The organism is Aestuariibacter salexigens DSM 15300, from assembly GCF_000429145.1.
GTDB lineage: Bacteria > Pseudomonadota > Gammaproteobacteria > Enterobacterales > Alteromonadaceae > Aestuariibacter > Aestuariibacter salexigens.
This window is the reverse complement of the sequence record NZ_AUBH01000013.1, coordinates 59,805-75,708: the sequence shown is the minus strand read 5'-3', so window position 1 is coordinate 75,708 and position 15,904 is coordinate 59,805. Positions and strand designations below refer to the sequence as shown.

The following is a 15,904-nucleotide window of genomic DNA, read 5'->3' as shown; positions in this document are numbered from 1 at the left end:
AAAGCGTTGTATGAGGTTAAACAAAAGCTCATTCGCTACATGCTGCTTAAGACCATGAATGAAAGACGAATGGAAAAGAAACTCACAGGCTTTTTAGACTTGCTTGAGCAGTTACATCACAGCCCACTCAACGCACTCGCCAGGACACTCACTTCGTGGTTACAACCCATCGTGGCTATGTGGCGATATACACGCAACAACGGCATTACTGAGGGCTTCCACAACAAGATGGAAATGATAACGAGACGAGCTTATGGTTTCAGAAACTTTGAAAATTATCGAATAAGAGTAATGACCCATTGTGGATGGGATGGTGTAATTAACCGTGTACGATGAAAGCTGATCCCCCGTTTATGGGGTAGAGCCTGGATGGGATGGTGTAATTAACCGTGTACGATGAAAGCTGATCCCCCGTTTATGGGGTAGAGCCCGCGGGAATGGCACTTAAGTCACTGATCGCGGACAAAATAGATTGCATATGGAAGAATAGATTGGCCAATTGGCCAAACTATAATTACATCACCAGTCGAAATAAGGTGTAAAAGAATGGTGGCCCCTCCCAGACTTGAACTGGGGACCTACCGATTATGAGTCGGGTGCTCTAACCAACTGAGCTAAAGGGCCATATTGTGGTAAACTTTCGCTGAAACCTTCCCTGGTGGGGCGTTCCAGCCTGGCCTTCCTTGCCAGTCGTTCGAGTCTCTCGGTGTGACGTTAAGTCACCCCTCGTCGCTGCGCGGCCGAGCCTCACCCAACTGAGCTACAGGGCCAATTGTGAATGCTTATCACGCTGACGCGCTACATCAAGCGGGCCGCAGTATAAGCAGTTTTTTTTCTGTTGTCATCTGCCAATACTGCACTGACGCTTGATCGCTCAAATCCTGTTCAATGCTCGTTTTCGTAAACGCCAGCAGGTCAGTAGCAATATGCCTGCTAACAACCAAGGTGAGGTGCTACCGCCACCACCTGAGCTATTTGAATTTGACGGAGGCGGAGTGGTGGTTGGTGGCGCAGGCGCTACAACGGTTACGGTGATGACGTCAGTGCCGATTGCACCAAAATCATCTGTCACGCTGAGTTCAAAAGTTAAGGTAGCACTGTCTTCCGGTGCAGTGAAGTTCGCCTCGCCATCACCGTAATCCACCAGATTAACATCAGGCCCTGCAGTCTGAGCCCAGAATAACTCGAGTACCGCATCGCTATCATCTGTAGCGCTTCCTGATAGAGAAACGCTTTGACGGGTATTGACCTGTAGGTCTTGTCCTGCGTCAGCCACAGGTGCCTGATTAGACTCATCATCCCGAATAACGATGTTCAGGGATTGTTGCGAGCCTAATTGTGTATCTCCTTCTGCACTTAACGTCAGCGTGAACTGTTCATTCTCTTCAGCGTCAGCATCGTCGTATATGAATAAGCGAATGACTTTGTTCTGACTATCACCGTCAAGCCAGGTCAGGGTGCCACTGGTTTGCTGTACGTCGGTGCCAACGTTAGCCGTACCAGATTCTAATGCATAGGTGACACTGACGTTTTCATCGGTACCACCATTACGTTCAACATTAACTTCCACCACACCCTGATTCTCGCGCACAGCCAGCGACTCCGAAGCCAGCGTAATAACGCCCTGGCTGATGTTTTCACCGCGAATTTTACCCATACTTATACTGGCAGGGGTTAGGGTTACACCGTTTGAAGGATTACTGAGCTTGACGAAAAACAACTCGCTTGGCTCATCAAGATCATCATTTCGCACTTCTACGTTGATGGTTTTACTTTGCGTGTCGCCGTCAAGCCATGTCAATGTGCCGCGCTGAGTGATGATATCGTCGCCTGAAGCAGAGCCAGTTAACACTTCATAATCTACCTCGGTTGCAATCGTTTCCTGCTTATTAACACGGAAGGTTGCTGTAGTGCCTTCCTCAACGCTTACCAACGCATCTTCGAAGGACAGTGTATCTTCACCCAATGTTTCATCTTTAAGAATGTAAAGACCACCCTGTATATCGCTGACCAAAATCGTCCCGCTGGGTAGATAGGGATATACTCCCCAGGCACCATTGAACGACGCGCCGTCTGAAGACGGAAAAGTGTCGAAGAAACCCACCTCTATCGGGTTGGCCGGGTCGCTGATATCCAGAATGGTCAGGCCTCGAGTATAATTAGACATGTAATATCGATTGCCACGTACAAATCCATTGTGGTCAATGGCTCGTGTCGGTCCTGACCAGGTGCCGACCAGCACCGGGTTGGTCAGACTACTAATGTCGAAGATATTTAATGTGGTATTCAAGCCAAACGACTGTTCGTCGATTTCATCATGCACGAATACGTATTGCTTATCTTCACTCCACCAACCGGAATGAGTATACCGAGAGTTGGGATAGCCTTGTTCGGCAAGCTCAATTGACTGGTCCGGTCGCGAGTGATCCCATAAACGTAAAGTGTTCTCATTAAAATCGAGCATCACGGTGCAGCCTTCAGCACCTGCATTCACGCAGTCCGTTGTGGCTCTAGCATCATCGATAAGTACGGAGCTTGCATCGTGAGTATAGTCGTCGCTATCACCATCCTGAAGAGAATAGGTGGGACGAATGCTGGTCGGTGCAGCGAGTGAAAAACTCCGCCATGCACCGCCGAAGTTGGGGGAGCCGGTAATATGCAGCTGTGGCCTGGCACCCGGCAACGCGATATTTAACGAATATTCTACATTACTGATGTAAACATTATGAGCAGCGCGATCGAAGGTCTCCCGGGTAACCAAACTCACACCATTAGCCAAATCGTTCAAATCAAGAATGCTCAGGCCTTCGCTGACGCTATCGGCAGTTGCATAGGCGTATGCTCGCCAGCGCTGGTTGGCAGTATCGTAGTACTGATACACTTTGATATCTCGCCAGGTCGTACTCTGACCACCTACAGAACCGATTACCCGAGGCGCAGTCGGGCTGCTGACATCAATCACGGCAATACCCGAGCGCAAGCCTATGATGGCGTATTCTTTCATGGTATTGAGGTCAACATGTCCCCATATATCGTTGGCTGAACTCGATTGAGTGGGGAGCTTATTTAATGCAATGTGCGCCATCAATGAGATGTTCCGGCAGCTAAAACCGTCGGCTGAGCCATTGTTACAGGGCGTGGATGACTGACTATTCTGTATCAGCTCAACGCTGGCTAATTCGCTCTCGGTGAGCAACGATTCGTTACCTTTGTTGTCAACAATGATATGAAACCCCTGTTGACGAAGCTGCTTTGCATAAGCTGAAGGAATGCCGCTCAGGGTAGTGAGGAACGCATCAGGATTTTGAATCTGGTAATGGTCGGTGGGGCTGTAGCCACCTTTAACCGGCACAATCTGACTGACGAGATAAAACAACTCGTCGCTATCATTTATCTGATATTGTCCCTGCGCGACCTGAATCTCGTCGCCTTTATTGGCTTGCCTGGCCGCGTAGGCGATGCTTCTACAAGGACGAAAACGATTCTTACAGTCACCTTTGTCGGTGCCATTGGTTGCTACGAAACGTGCCCGCTCTCCTTCGCCATGAGCCTTTACTTCTTGACTGATTCCACCAATCAGCAACAAGATAGTAGTAGTAACAATAAACGTTTTCATGCACGGATGTCCCTTCATCATGTCAATGCGCAACATAGCAGGATTTCATCAGGTCAGATACTGCCCTCAGATAATTTTTGTCAGTGCAATAGTCATCATTCTCTTACAGGGCTGTAATCCTTTTAGCTCCTCAACGCATAGCCTTGCGGTTGAATTGAAGTACAGAGGTAAGCCTGTCGAGTGCAACGCCTCTTTCGAACATGATGGGCAATATTGGACACTGTCCCAGTTTGCCATGTACTTAAGCGGCATCAGCGCGCAGCGTCAGGGCCAGCCTGTAGAGCTGGAATTGGAAGAAAACGATTGGCAACAGGGCGATGTGGTCCTGTTGTTTGGGCTTAATCAATGCGATGAGCACGCTGAGAGCAACCATGTCATCACCCTGGCTGGAGACCTGCAGCAGGCCGACTCCCTGACATTCACTTTAGGTCTGCCATTCAATATCAATCATCTCAATCCTGTCACTCAGTCCTCGCCGCTGAATATTTCAGAAATGTTCTGGTCGTGGCGCAATGGCTATAAATTTGTGCGGATTGATATGCGTTCCGAGCATAAGAATAGCTGGTCCTATCATCTTGGCAGCCTCGGCTGTGTGTCAGCTGCCAGTGTTCGCGCACCAGAATCAGCCTGTCGATACCCCAACACCTTTGATTTCTCAGTGTCGAAACAATCAGATGGCACAAAACTCATTGTACATCTGGACCGTTTACTACAAGACGTTGAACCCCTCAAACAAGGCGACTGCATGTTTGAGGGCATGGGTGAGCCTCTTTGCCAGATTCTGGCCACTAACTTAAGTGGACGAGAGATTTTTACATGGCACTAAAAGCGCTCATAGTGCTGGTATCTTGCCTGTTGTTATCGTCTTGCAGTGATAGCGTTCATACCGGCGCTGATTATCAATACGCTATCCCAGAGGGGTTTCCCAAACCTCCCGAGCCTGCTGACAACCCCATGTCGGCAGAGAAAGTTGAGCTAGGTCGCTGGCTGTTTTACGACACCGCATTATCAGTCAACCAAACGACTTCCTGTGCAAGCTGTCATGATCAGCAGCATGCTTTTGCAGAGCCTAAAGTGTTCTCAGTCGGGGCGACGGGGCAGCCTCTGAAGCGCAATGCGCTGGCCCTGGTAAACGTCGGTTACAATGGTAGTTTTACGTGGGCGCACAATGGGTTACAAAGCATCGAACAGCAACTTCTGATCCCGATGTTTTCTGAAAATCCGATAGAACTCGGTATGACGGGGGCAGAGCAGGACATTATCTACAGGTTGGATGACCGCCATTATCAGACGATGTTTGATGCTGCGTTTGGCGATTCTGATATCAATATGCAGCGCATCAATCAGGCACTTGCCAGCTTTGTGCGTAGTCTCACTTCTTTTGATTCTGCGTTTGATGACTACGCTTATCGCTATCAGGATGATGCGCTTGATGGTCTTGCAGTGGCCGGGATGGAGCTGTTTTTTTCTGAGCGTCTGGAGTGCTTTCACTGTCATGGCGGATTTAATTTCACACAGTCCAGTCGACATCAGTTGCAACAACTTGATTTAAAGCCTTTTCATAACACGGGGTTGTATAACATCGACGGAAAAGGAGCATACCCGCTGCAGGACAGGGGACTGATTGACATTACTTTGGAGCCTGACGATATGGGTAAGTTTCGTGCTCCTACATTGCGAAACATCGCTGTCACGGCGCCGTATATGCATGACGGGAGCCTGGCGACATTGGAACAGGTTGTCGATTTTTATTCAGCCGGCGGCAGGGCTGAGGGCGTAAATAATCCTTTCAAAAGCGAGTTTGTCAAAGGCTTTGTCTTGAGTGAAGAGGAGCGTCAGGCACTGCTGGCATTTTTGCAAAGTCTGACAGATGAAAAGTTTCTGACAAATCCACAATTTTCTAATCCACATCAAGTTGTTAGCCAGCGCTATGTGGATAGTGCAGACTAGCAAAAACTTTGCTATCTTCGAATTATTACTAACTATAATTAGAAAAAGGCCAGTGCGTGGCCTCTCGCGGAGACCTGAACATGCAGGAAAAGCCCTATCTGACTAGCGGACGTAATACAATCATCCACAAAATACGCAAACTCGACCTTATCGTGGTAAACGGTGATGATAATCCCGCGATTATTGTCACCCACAAGGGGATCAAGGAATACACCGGCAAGATCCCTGAAAACAAACGTGACGCCAAGTTTAACGATCAGGAATTGGTCGATGTCACGATGGGGGATGTGTTTGGTGACGAGAAAACGCTACTGTTCATTCAAACCCTGAACGGTAAAGAATACAAAATCGACTACAGCAAAGCGGGTACGCCTCTTTTCATCCGCATACATCAGGACAGCATCTTTTAAGTCCATAGTGTTGTATTCAGGAATTGAAGCAAGACAATCCTGATTTGTTGTAAATGTAACCAAACTTTAACGAACTGCGACCAATTTCCTCCTGTTGAGGCAGTTGGTCGCAGTTTTTTTATGCTTTATCGCCTCATCTACTTTCGCTGTTGCTTCAGCTTTTTCAAGCAGCCAATTTGGCCTTTACCCCTATCTTAATCACTGAGCGTTCGGCAAAAACGCGAAATGAAAAAATCATCACACACGGGGTTATTACCATGAAAAAAGCAATATTTATCGCCACTATGGCTGCCACACTCGGTTTCGCTTCATTATCTTCGGCTGTTAACGCAGCAACGTACGATAAAGAAATGGAAGAAGATTTGATTAACGTATGTGAAGCGCTAAGTTCAAACAGCAAGCTAAGACTTCACCTGGCAGTGAAGAAAAGCAGAGTGTCTTATCAGGAGCTAGGTAGAGGATTGGTATGTAATGGTCAGGATGCAGTAACGTTTGCGTCGCTTAATGGTGCTGACATTACCGCATCACTGTTGGCTAAGCGGGCAGGTTTGACGGTCGATGGAGTATTGGCCAAACGCTAATGGTGTGCAGTCCATTGATAAACGGTATGACAGTATGTGGGGGCCCGAGAGGCCCCTTTCTTTTTAACCATGTTTAATCATGACGAAATGTAACAACCTGTCTGATTGGTACGTTTATCCCGTAACATGATCAGTTCGTCACAATCCCATAGGCATCCCGCAAAATCTAACTAGACTTAAACGTGTCGGCGTAGTGACCCGACAACGACATGTTCAAATTTTTGAATGTGTTTTGTTTCCTGGAATAGCTTGGACTGAAGCAGTGACGATGTAGAAAATCAATCAATCGTGCTCTTCAGTCCCTTTTTCCTGACTCCCATCTTATACGCAGTGGAATGTACATGTGCCGGAAGGATCACTCATGCAAGCGTTGACCGTGGTAATAGCTGACGACGAGCCTCTGGCTCGCGAGGGACTGGCTGCACGCCTTGACAGCTATAACGATATTAAGCTCTGTGGTCAGTGTGCAGATGGTAAAGAAGCGTTGCAAGTCATAACCGAAACCCAACCTATGATCGCTTTTCTGGATATTGAAATGCCGGGGCTTAGCGGCGTTTGCGTGGCTGAATCGTTGTCCATGCTATCATCTCCGCCCCTGATCGTATTCAGTACTGCGCACGCGAATTTTGCTCATCAGGCATTTGACTGTCATGCATTCGATTATCTGTTAAAACCCTACTCAGATGATAGGCTGGAACACTGCCTGGAGGGGCTTAGAGCGAGGTGTCAGGCCAACTTAGCCTATGCTCGTGAGCAGCGATTAAGTGAGTTACTTGCCCGTAAAACCGGTAAATCGTTGTCCGGACTTATGGCATCGTTGGAGCAAAGCGAATATGCCAGTGCCCAAGACCTGCAGCAAACCATCTCTGTCAAAAGTGGCACTGATTGGTTACGAATTGCATTGAAAGACATCCTGTGGATTGAGGCCGCGGGCGATTATATGTGCATACATACCAGCGATGACACGCACATTATCCGCAAAACACTGCGCCAGTTTGAACAGGAACTGGACGTGAAAATGTTCCCAAGAATAAACCGCTCTACCATCGTTAATTTATCGTTTGTCACCCGACTATCACCGAATTCTAATGGGGAATATGTGGCACACCTGCAGACTGGCGCTGAGTTAAAAGTGACCCGTAAATATAAGTTCCGGCTCGACGAACTGCAGCGCTGATGAGGCAATAATACTAACCGCGTATGTTTTTTCTATGATGCCTTTAGTAGCATCCATGGATGTTTGAAAAAATCTGACAGAGCAGGTTAGGTGAAATTTTCTTCGGTATCTTCAACCCTCGCAGGTGGCGTCGCCATTATAGTGTGTTACTACCTCGGCACCTTACTGCAACCGCGTTTGCCCATATCATTGCCCAGCGCGCTGATTGGGCTTCTTATCATGTTTGCCTGGCTTACCCTTTTACAGCGGGTGCCAGCAGGTGTTGAAAAAGCCTCGTTACCTATCCTTAAACACATGTCGATCTTTTTCGTACCCGCGACGCTGGCGGCGGTTAACTATGCTGATGTGCTCACTGAGCATGCCATGGTGTTATTTATCGCATTGGTCCTGACTACCCTGGTTAGTATTGGGCTCACGGCATTGTTAGCAAAATGGCTGCTGACAGGAGGGAAAGGTGAATAACGAAGTAGCCACCTTTCTATGGTCAGCATGCTGGATTTTGATCACTGTTATCGCTTATGTGTTTGCGTTCTTGTTATTTCGCCGCACCGCCTCCAGTCCCTGGTGTCACCCTCTACCGGTCACCGCGCTTATTGTCGGTACAGTTTTGTTTTCAAGCGACGTATCTATCGACACGTTTCGCGAGCATGCGGGACTGCTGCATTGGCTGCTTGGTCCGGCCACCGTGGCACTTGCTGTTCCGCTATATAAGCAATGGCACCAAATACGCAGTGATGGAGTGCGCATGCTGGTGCCCGTTATTGCGGGAGGAGTAATGGCTTGCGTAATGGCTGTTGCAGTCCTGGTTTTGTTCGATACGCCAGATGTGTTGACCCTAAGCATGTTAACCAAATCAATCACCACGCCACTGGCAATGGAAACCAGTGAACTGATCGGTGGAGCGCCTTCATTAGCCGCTATTTTTGTCATTATTACCGGTATCGTTGGAGCGGTGTTTGCGTCTGCGATCTTTACTCTCATTAACGTTCGTTGTCCAAAGTGTCAGGGCATTGCGCTGGGTACGGTGGCACATGCGGTGGGTACATCGCGCGCGGTGTTGAGTGGTGAATCGGCCAGTGCATTTGCAACGGTGGCACTGTGCATCAATGGGATCCTCACATCTATCGTGCTGGCATGGCTGTTTTCCGGATAAAGTTCCTGACGTCCGGGTCGCTATATAAACAGGTGATGAACGCAGTTAGCGAATAATTCCACGTTGTCGGCACATTGGCTTGGAATTGTCACCAATTTACTGCTATCTACTTATTGGACAACGCGAAACTTCTTATCATTAGGCATCAGAGATTCATGTATTCAGTACTGATTTGCGACGATTCGATGGTGGCACGTAAGCAGGTTGCCAAGTGCTTGCCGCAGGACTGGGAAGTCGCAGTGCATTTTGCTAAACATGGTGCAGAGGCGGTGCAGGCGATCAACGAAGGCAAAGGACAGCTGCTACTGCTGGACCTCAATATGCCTGTGATGGACGGATATCAGACTTTACAGGCAATAAAAGAGCACAAGCTTGCCACCAAAGTCATCGTTATTTCAGGTGATATTCAACCAGAGGCCCATGAACGGGTTAAGTCTTTAGGCGCGCTGGCGTTTATTGAGAAGCCGGTCAAACCTGACATTCTAGAAGCGGTACTGAATGAACATAAAATTCGCCTCAAAGCGGGCGAAGAGAGTGAAGATGAGCCATCACTGGATCCTGCCATCAGAGATGTCTATCAGGAAATTACCAATATTGCGATGGGGCAGGCGGGTGACCATCTGGCGCGTATCCTGAACGTATTCGTGCGCCTGCCTATTCCTAATGTCAATTTGATTGAAGTCTCCGAACTACACATGATGCTGACCGATGTGGCTGAAAAAGATGCCGTGTCCGGCATTTGCCAGGGCTTTCTGGGACCAGGTGTGAGTGGCGAAGCGTTGTTTATCTTAAGTGACTCGAGCTTTGGTGATGTCGCCAGAATGCTGGATATCAAGGAAGAAGTGGATGACCGCATTCAACTTGAAGTGCTGATGGATGCAGCCAGTATTCTGATTGGCACCTGTCTCAGTGGTTTAGGTGAGCAGTTGGATATGGGATTTAGTCAGGGACACCCGGTGGTATTAGGGCAGCACCGCAGTGTTAGTGAACTCATTGCCGCCAATCGACTCAAGTGGCGCAGAACACTGGCGATAGAGCTGAGCTACGGGCTGGAAGGGTATAGCGTGCAATGTGATTTGATATTCCTGTTCACAGAAGAATCGATGCAAATCATGAACGCCAAACTTGCCCATCTGTTGGAGGATTAAGGCATGAGCCAATCAAACATTGAAGATCTGCTCGAATTCCACTGGCTGATGGATATGTTGCAAACCGTCGACGTGGGCATTGTTGTTTTAGATAAGCAATTTAATGTCAAAGTATGGAATGGCTTTATGGAAAGTCACAGTGGCCTGTTACCGAGTCAGGTGCGGGATAAATGTCTGTTTGATTTGTTTCCCCATATCAATAAGCCATGGTTTGTGCGTAAAACCAAACCCGTATTTGAACTGAAGACCCGTGCTTTTATGACCTGGGAGCAACGTCCATACCTGTTCAAATTTCCGAATTACCGGCCTATAACTGGCAGTGAAGACTTCATGTATCAAAATATAACGCTGTCGCCTCTGGTGGCTGCCAATGGTACCGTTGAGAATATCTGCATGATGATCTATGACGTGACCGATGTCGCTGAAAGTAAAAAGCAATTGGAGTCCTTGCAGGTATCAGTCAGTGAACAAAGCGAGCGTACGACCAAGATCCACTCTCTGGATAAGATATAAATCTTAAAAGTATTTGCGTAGGCATGTTTCTTGTATAGCTAAAGACAACACGTTTTTGGAAATTCGAGGATGACATGCAAAGCCGACCACGGTATGCACTGACAAAAGTCATTTGGCTGACCCTGTTATTGAGTCTGGCAGCTTGTGGAGGTGGCTCGTCAGAGTCTGACGACAACAGTAATACGCCGCTGATATTGGTTAATGTTGGTTCTGACATTATTGCTAATGAGCAGACGACCGTGTCTTTATCGGCCTCAGCCAGAGGACAATCTGAAACACTTTCCTATTCATGGCAGGCAACACCCTCGCTGACCATTACTCATCCGGATTCAAATGCTGCCGCTGCGACGGTTTCACTTCCTGAGACGACACAAACACTCGAGTATGCATTAACGCTCACTGTCACAGACAGTGATGGTAATAGTGGCTCAGACACCCTCAATCTGACAGTACGCCCCGTCAATGCGTTGCCTGAGGCGTCAATCAGCTTTGCCCAGCTCGACAGTTATCCTGACTATATTGTACCCGCAGGTGCCGCAATAACCCTAGATGGTTCAGCATCTGACGATAGCGATCCACCCTCCAGTAACGAGGCAATAAGTCAGTGGTCTTGGCAACAACTTGCCGGTCCAGACGTCTTGGATGGTGTCGATGTCGATGGCCCTATACTTAATATCGTGGCGCCGGTGCAGCCCGACCAATCTCAAATTCAACTACAGCTGACGATTACCGACCAGGAAGGGGGTCAGGCAACGGCAGAACTCGGTCTGATTGTTCAGGACGCGCAATCTACAGTACCAACCGTAAACGCGGGGAGAGCCCAGCAGGTTTATCCGGGCGAGATGATCATGCTGATAGGCGAAGCAGACTCCACCGTAGCTGCTGCAAAACCACTAGCATACCAGTGGCAAGCAAGTACCACGCAGGCGGTTATTACAGATCCAACTGCACTGCAAACCTTTGCCGTGTTCGGCGCGGATGCGATTGGTCAAACCGTCAGATTTACACTCGATGTAACCGATCTAAACGGTAATACAGTGGAAGATACTGTCGACGTAATCATTAGCGAAGCGCCGCGCTATCGACTTAACGATACGGGCGTGACACTGCAAGCAACTAATTCACAAAATACGGCCTCGTTTGTTCCAGAATTGCCGGGCCAGGATGCTCATCTTGGCCAGGATGTCATTGCCACCTATGGCAACTTTGAAAAAGCGGGTAGAGGTGACGCTGGGTTTGATTTCACCCGGCTGAATGCTAACGGTGATGAAGTTGATAGTCTTGATGAGCCATTTAGTTGCGTGCGAGACAACATCACCGGCCTGGTTTGGGAAGTGAAGTCAGACGATGGCGGCTTACATGATAAAGATCATACCTATTCATGGTATTTCGAAGACAACAACGGTGGGTTTGATGGTGACCTTAATGGTGCTGGCAGCAGCTGCTCACTAACGCAGTGCAATACACAGGCATTTGTGGACGCGGTAAATGTTGAAGGGCTATGTGGATTTTTTGACTGGCGCGTGCCAAGCCATGATGAACTATCCTCAATATTGCACTATGGATTGGTCAGTACACCTATGGTTGATGATGAATATTTTCCATCGCAGTTTGACACGGTTACGGGGCCGTTATGGTTTTGGACACGTATTGCAAGTGCAGATGGCGTAAATAGCGATAATTCACAGAACGCCTGGGCGCTTGACTTTGCCAGCGGCGTAGACAACTTCCTTAATAAATCATCAGCAACACGAGTTAGGTTAGTGAGGGCAGGGCGATGAAATACTGGATCGGAATACTTGTTATGATTGTGGGGTGCAATGTATCCGCACAATCCTGTTTGGTTGATATTGACGATACTACAGCCAGTTCAGAATTTACCGATCTTGAAGATGGTACGGTTTTACATGTGCGTACAGGGCTCGTATGGATGCGCTGCAGCCTCGGACAAACCTGGAATGGCTCAACGTGTATCAATGAGGCAGACGAGTTGACCTGGCAACAGGCATTGGATCAGGCATATGGCTATGAATTTGCCGACAGTCTTGCGTGGCGCTTGCCGAACATAAAAGAGCTGGCCAGTATCACTGAGCGTAGCTGCGTGCGGCCATCAATTAATGAAACCATCTTCCCGAATACATCTGCGGATGACTACTGGACCTCTACGCCGTCTATGGCTGATCCACAACGCGCCTGGGTGGTGGCATTTTTCAATAGCAGCAATTCTATCAAACAAAAAGACCGCTCGGTGTTTGTCCGGTTGGTCAGAAATGCAGATTGACCTGATTTTTTACCGGCTCGTCTGATCCAGACTTTGCATTGGCGGGAATAACCTTCACAATGATATCAAGTTAAATAATAAATCCGAATTGTTGTGAGAGCCCTGTTATTCTGCCTGCTTTTCTCACCAGCTGTATTGGCTGATCTCAAATGTGACGTAGACTTGCACTACGGCATGGTGGTGACCCGTGACCATATTCGGGTTCTTGAGGAAAGCCGGACACTCTACCAAATCAACGATAAAAAGCAGTTGTTTGTGCAAGGCAATTTGTTAGAGCTGGAAAAACAGCAGCAGGCTTTACTTAAAGAATTTGCCGGTGGTTTGCACTACGTGGTACCAAAAATGACGGTGCTGGCAACTGAGGGTGTGGCCCTGGCAACAGATACCATTGAGCAGGTCTACATTGGCCTTGTAGGGCAGGACCATGGCAGCTATGAAAAAATCCAGCGTGCCATGGACAATGTCAAATCACGGGTAGACAAGAAATTCATCTATTCTAAGAAGAACTACTACATCGGCCCCGGCTCTCTGGAGCATGTCGATGATATGGTCGACAAAGAAATTGAGGCTCAACTTGAGCAGGCAATTAACACATCTGTCGGCGGTATCTTGTCTGCAATATCAGGGGTGGCGTCAAGCTCAGATGCATCAGATGAACGGGTTGCAGAACTGAGCAAACGACTCGAGGAGATGGAGCTTCAGCTTGAGCAAGAGGTTGCGCCCAAAGCTGAGTCATTGCGTCAAAAAGCTAATTGGTTTTGTAATAAGCTGCAGCGTTTGGATGAAATTGAAGAAAGCTTACGTCAGTCGGTTCCCGAGCTGTACGCTTACAACATTATCTACAGTGGTGGTGTGAAGCAGTACAAGAAATAATAGTTCAAATTTTATTGGTGACTAATCTCTTGCCCTTCAACCAATGAAATAAAAAGGCTGAACCAGGAAGCTCAGCCTTCCGTCGATGCTAAATAGCTACTTAATTTGCGATTTGAAATAATTGTAGGAATGGATAAACGCGTCGCGGATCTTCTTCGCTTCTTTCACATATCCTTCCAGTTTATCTTCACCTTCTTCCTTCCATTTATCCAGTTTGTCGGTTAATGGCTTCATCTGCAGCTTAACCGCCTCGATTTGCTTGTTTATTTCGCCTTTAGCTTCATTCTGGGCATGCTCAGCTTTGGCTTCTAACTCATCGATCTTGCTATTAAGCTCATCGATAGTCTGCTTGAGTTTTTCTGCGTATTCGTCACGTTTACTCATGGTAGTTCCCTTATCTGCCGGAATTGGTCGCTAGCAGAGTAAAATCAATTCAGTTATGACGTCTTGATGTAAATCAACACGTCTCCTCCTGGCCTATTTTTAATGTTTTTTTAATGTTTGGATTAAGTCTTTTTCAGACTAAATCTCTATCTTGAGCGCCGTTTACTTAACTTGCTAAAGGTTGTTTATGAATAAAGCCACTTTCGCATTGACAGCGATTGCTGCGGTAACGTTCGCTCAAAACGTGTCGGCGTTTCAAAAAGGTGACTGGGTTATTCGTGCTGGCTTCGCCTCTGTCGTACCGGATGAATCATCATCCAACATCGTTGTAGGCAGCGACCTTGGGGTTAATGTTGGCGTAGAGAGCAATACTCAACTGGCCTTGAACCTCGCTTATTTCATCACAGACAAGGTTAACGTTGAGGTTCTTGCTGCGACACCATTTAAACATGACGTCAACTTTGGCGTCAGCGATCCACTCGGTACTGGTGACCAACTGGGAGAGGTGACTCATCTGCCCCCAACCGTTACGGTGAATTATTTTTTCGCCGACAGTGCAAGTAAATTCCAGCCCTACGTTGGCGCAGGCCTGAATTACACACTATTCTTTGACGAAGACTTCACATCGGCAAACCAGTCAGCAGGCTTAAGTGACTTATCTCTGGATAACTCATTTGGAATTGCCGCTCAGATAGGTGCCGACTACATGTTTAGCGATGAATGGTTTTTAAACGGTTCGATTCGCTGGATTGATATCGATACTGAGGCATCTTTCCAACTTGGTGGGGCAGCAGGAAGTGTTGATTCCATCGAAATAGACCCCTGGGTGTACAGCATTACCATCGGATATCGTTTTTAACACCAGCAAGAAACGCGTACACAGCAATCGACTACATAACAATAGAAACCAAACCGTCATAAAGCATGGTTTGTTAGACCAAATTGAGGATTGATTATGAACAAGCGTAACCTTGTTTCTACTATGACAATAGCAGCTGCGGCGATTACGGCAGCGCTTTCAGTTTCTGCTACCGCTAAAAACGTAAGTGATTTAGTCGTTGCCCAACAGCGTGCAGCGTTGGAAAAGAATACTGACGGTAAAGGATTCGGTCCACAGTCACCACGCGATATAGATCAGAAGTACGGTACCAACCAGCGCGTATTCGGTTTCGCACCAAATCGCAGCCAGATGAATCTGTGCAATATTCACTTCCACAAGAATGCCGAGCATAAAGGCGGTGATTTCACGATGTATGCCGGAAATGGTGACGGTAAAGGTAAAAACACAGGGTACAAGTGGGATGGTCAGCTCAGCGCTTCTCAACTCAAACCTGTTAGCGGTGGTGTTTGTGCTGCCAAGGGCGACCCTCTGCAGGCCGGTGATACGATTGAGGTACACTGGGTATTCTCTGCCGCGCAAGTGTCTCCTGGCCCAACGCTTGGCGCGTGTCTAGCGGACTCAACTATGAACCCAGGTCTGCGCGTTGAAGGGCAGGTATTTGTTCTGGCCAACGATGAAAATGCGCTGGACTTCAATGAGCTGGCTGAGATTGCCACGGTGAACGGCTACGCACAGGCGCCCAATATTCCAAGCAACACTGGCAAGCCGGTAGAGTACTTAGGTTCTACCACAGGGCCATCATATAATGAACAGGGCTCACCGTTGCAGGTTAGCTGGAGCGTGCGTCCGCAGGGTGCGGTACTGGATATCAATTCTGTCGGAAAGTGGTGTGAAGACAACGTGTTTAACGAAGATCATGCCCACGGCGTGCGTAATCTGGTCGTGAATCCTAAACTGTTGTCGGTAATCAACTAAGG

General features: G+C 47.9%; 17 protein-coding genes and 1 tRNA gene. 15 read left to right on the top strand and 3 right to left on the bottom strand.

The window, feature by feature from the left end:
* A partial coding sequence (locus G441_RS18825; protein WP_026377093.1) for a transposase occupies positions 1-336 on the top strand: 336 nt, incomplete at its 5' end.
* Positions 337-547: 211 nt separating this feature from the next.
* Here G441_RS18825 and G441_RS0114885 read toward each other — a convergent pair.
* Together G441_RS0114885 and G441_RS0114880 are read right to left on the bottom strand one after the other, a co-directional pair.
* A tRNA-Ile gene (locus tag G441_RS0114885) sits at positions 548-624 on the bottom strand.
* Between the two features lie 250 nt (positions 625-874).
* Entirely contained in the window at positions 875-3,616 is a 2,742-nt protein-coding gene (locus G441_RS0114880; RefSeq protein WP_026377092.1) for a choice-of-anchor B family protein, read from the bottom strand.
* Between the two features lie 19 nt (positions 3,617-3,635).
* Between G441_RS0114880 and G441_RS19390 the strand changes: the two genes are divergently transcribed.
* From G441_RS19390 to G441_RS0114820, 12 genes are all read left to right on the top strand, one after another.
* A complete protein-coding gene (locus G441_RS19390; protein ID WP_169726090.1) occupies positions 3,636-4,442 on the top strand; it encodes an MbnP family copper-binding protein in 807 nt (268 codons plus the stop codon).
* Positions 4,433-5,566, top strand: a complete 1,134-nt coding sequence (locus tag G441_RS18815) for an MbnH family di-heme enzyme (protein ID WP_156896384.1) — start codon at positions 4,433-4,435, stop codon at positions 5,564-5,566. Before G441_RS19390 ends, G441_RS18815 begins: the two co-directional genes overlap by 10 nt.
* An 80-nt stretch (positions 5,567-5,646) precedes the next feature.
* Positions 5,647-5,976, top strand: coding sequence for a hypothetical protein (locus G441_RS0114865; protein ID WP_026377091.1), 330 nt, complete (start codon positions 5,647-5,649; stop codon positions 5,974-5,976).
* 257 nt (positions 5,977-6,233) lie between these two features.
* Positions 6,234-6,557 carry a DUF3718 domain-containing protein gene (locus G441_RS0114860; RefSeq protein ID WP_034475291.1) on the top strand — a complete coding sequence of 108 codons (324 nt, stop codon included), beginning with the start codon at positions 6,234-6,236 and terminating at the stop codon, positions 6,555-6,557.
* A 361-nt stretch (positions 6,558-6,918) separates the two neighbouring features.
* Complete coding sequence (locus G441_RS0114855; RefSeq protein WP_026377089.1) at positions 6,919-7,734, top strand: LytR/AlgR family response regulator transcription factor; 816 nt, start codon at positions 6,919-6,921, stop codon at positions 7,732-7,734.
* Between the two features lie 90 nt (positions 7,735-7,824).
* Positions 7,825-8,196 (top strand): CidA/LrgA family protein, encoded by a 372-nt coding sequence (locus G441_RS18810; RefSeq protein WP_051275636.1) that lies wholly within the window; start codon positions 7,825-7,827, stop codon positions 8,194-8,196.
* Positions 8,189-8,887, top strand: coding sequence for an LrgB family protein (locus G441_RS18805; RefSeq protein WP_034475286.1), 699 nt, complete (start codon positions 8,189-8,191; stop codon positions 8,885-8,887). The genes G441_RS18810 and G441_RS18805 overlap by 8 nt, the downstream gene beginning before the upstream one ends.
* A 155-nt stretch (positions 8,888-9,042) precedes the next feature.
* Positions 9,043-10,035, top strand: a complete 993-nt coding sequence (locus G441_RS0114840; protein ID WP_026377088.1) for a response regulator — start codon at positions 9,043-9,045, stop codon at positions 10,033-10,035.
* A 3-nt stretch (positions 10,036-10,038) separates the two neighbouring features.
* A complete protein-coding gene (locus G441_RS0114835) occupies positions 10,039-10,548 on the top strand; it encodes a PAS domain-containing protein (protein ID WP_026377087.1) in 510 nt (169 codons plus the stop codon).
* Between the two features lie 74 nt (positions 10,549-10,622).
* Positions 10,623-12,329, top strand: coding sequence for an Lcl C-terminal domain-containing protein (locus tag G441_RS0114830; RefSeq protein ID WP_051275635.1), 1,707 nt, complete (start codon positions 10,623-10,625; stop codon positions 12,327-12,329).
* On the top strand, positions 12,326-12,829 hold the full coding sequence (locus G441_RS0114825; protein WP_026377085.1) for an Lcl C-terminal domain-containing protein: 504 nt from the start codon (positions 12,326-12,328) through the stop codon (positions 12,827-12,829). The genes G441_RS0114830 and G441_RS0114825 overlap by 4 nt, the downstream gene beginning before the upstream one ends.
* A 135-nt stretch (positions 12,830-12,964) precedes the next feature.
* A complete protein-coding gene (locus G441_RS0114820) occupies positions 12,965-13,702 on the top strand; it encodes a DUF2884 family protein (protein ID WP_240485151.1) in 738 nt (245 codons plus the stop codon).
* Between the two features lie 96 nt (positions 13,703-13,798).
* On the opposite strand, the gene G441_RS0114815 is transcribed toward G441_RS0114820, so the two are convergent.
* On the bottom strand, positions 13,799-14,086 hold the full coding sequence (locus tag G441_RS0114815; protein WP_026377083.1) for a sll1863 family stress response protein: 288 nt from the start codon (positions 14,084-14,086) through the stop codon (positions 13,799-13,801).
* Positions 14,087-14,273: 187 nt separating this feature from the next.
* On the opposite strand from G441_RS0114815, the gene G441_RS0114810 reads away from it, so the two are divergent.
* Complete coding sequence (locus tag G441_RS0114810) at positions 14,274-14,945, top strand: OmpW family outer membrane protein (RefSeq protein WP_026377082.1); 672 nt, start codon at positions 14,274-14,276, stop codon at positions 14,943-14,945.
* 96 nt (positions 14,946-15,041) lie between these two features.
* Positions 15,042-15,902 (top strand): delta-class carbonic anhydrase, encoded by an 861-nt coding sequence (locus tag G441_RS0114805; protein WP_051275634.1) that lies wholly within the window; start codon positions 15,042-15,044, stop codon positions 15,900-15,902.
* The last annotated feature ends 2 nt before the right edge of the window (positions 15,903-15,904 follow it).

Excerpts from the sequence above, each read along its gene's own strand:
- G441_RS0114880 (WP_026377092.1), bottom strand. The coding sequence starts at position 3,616 with ATGAAAACGTTTATTGTTACTACTACTATCTTGTTGCTGATTGGTGGA.
- G441_RS19390 (WP_169726090.1), top strand. The coding sequence starts at position 3,636 with ATGTCAATGCGCAACATAGCAGGATTTCATCAGGTCAGATACTGCCCT.
- G441_RS18815 (WP_156896384.1), top strand. The coding sequence starts at position 4,433 with ATGGCACTAAAAGCGCTCATAGTGCTGGTATCTTGCCTGTTGTTATCG.
- G441_RS0114865 (WP_026377091.1), top strand. The coding sequence starts at position 5,647 with ATGCAGGAAAAGCCCTATCTGACTAGCGGACGTAATACAATCATCCAC.
- G441_RS0114860 (WP_034475291.1), top strand. The coding sequence starts at position 6,234 with ATGAAAAAAGCAATATTTATCGCCACTATGGCTGCCACACTCGGTTTC.
- G441_RS0114855 (WP_026377089.1), top strand. The coding sequence starts at position 6,919 with ATGCAAGCGTTGACCGTGGTAATAGCTGACGACGAGCCTCTGGCTCGC.
- G441_RS0114840 (WP_026377088.1), top strand. The coding sequence starts at position 9,043 with ATGTATTCAGTACTGATTTGCGACGATTCGATGGTGGCACGTAAGCAG.
- G441_RS0114835 (WP_026377087.1), top strand. The coding sequence starts at position 10,039 with ATGAGCCAATCAAACATTGAAGATCTGCTCGAATTCCACTGGCTGATG.
- G441_RS0114830 (WP_051275635.1), top strand. The coding sequence starts at position 10,623 with ATGCAAAGCCGACCACGGTATGCACTGACAAAAGTCATTTGGCTGACC.
- G441_RS0114825 (WP_026377085.1), top strand. The coding sequence starts at position 12,326 with ATGAAATACTGGATCGGAATACTTGTTATGATTGTGGGGTGCAATGTA.
- G441_RS0114815 (WP_026377083.1), bottom strand. The coding sequence starts at position 14,086 with ATGAGTAAACGTGACGAATACGCAGAAAAACTCAAGCAGACTATCGAT.
- G441_RS0114810 (WP_026377082.1), top strand. The coding sequence starts at position 14,274 with ATGAATAAAGCCACTTTCGCATTGACAGCGATTGCTGCGGTAACGTTC.
- G441_RS0114805 (WP_051275634.1), top strand. The coding sequence starts at position 15,042 with ATGAACAAGCGTAACCTTGTTTCTACTATGACAATAGCAGCTGCGGCG.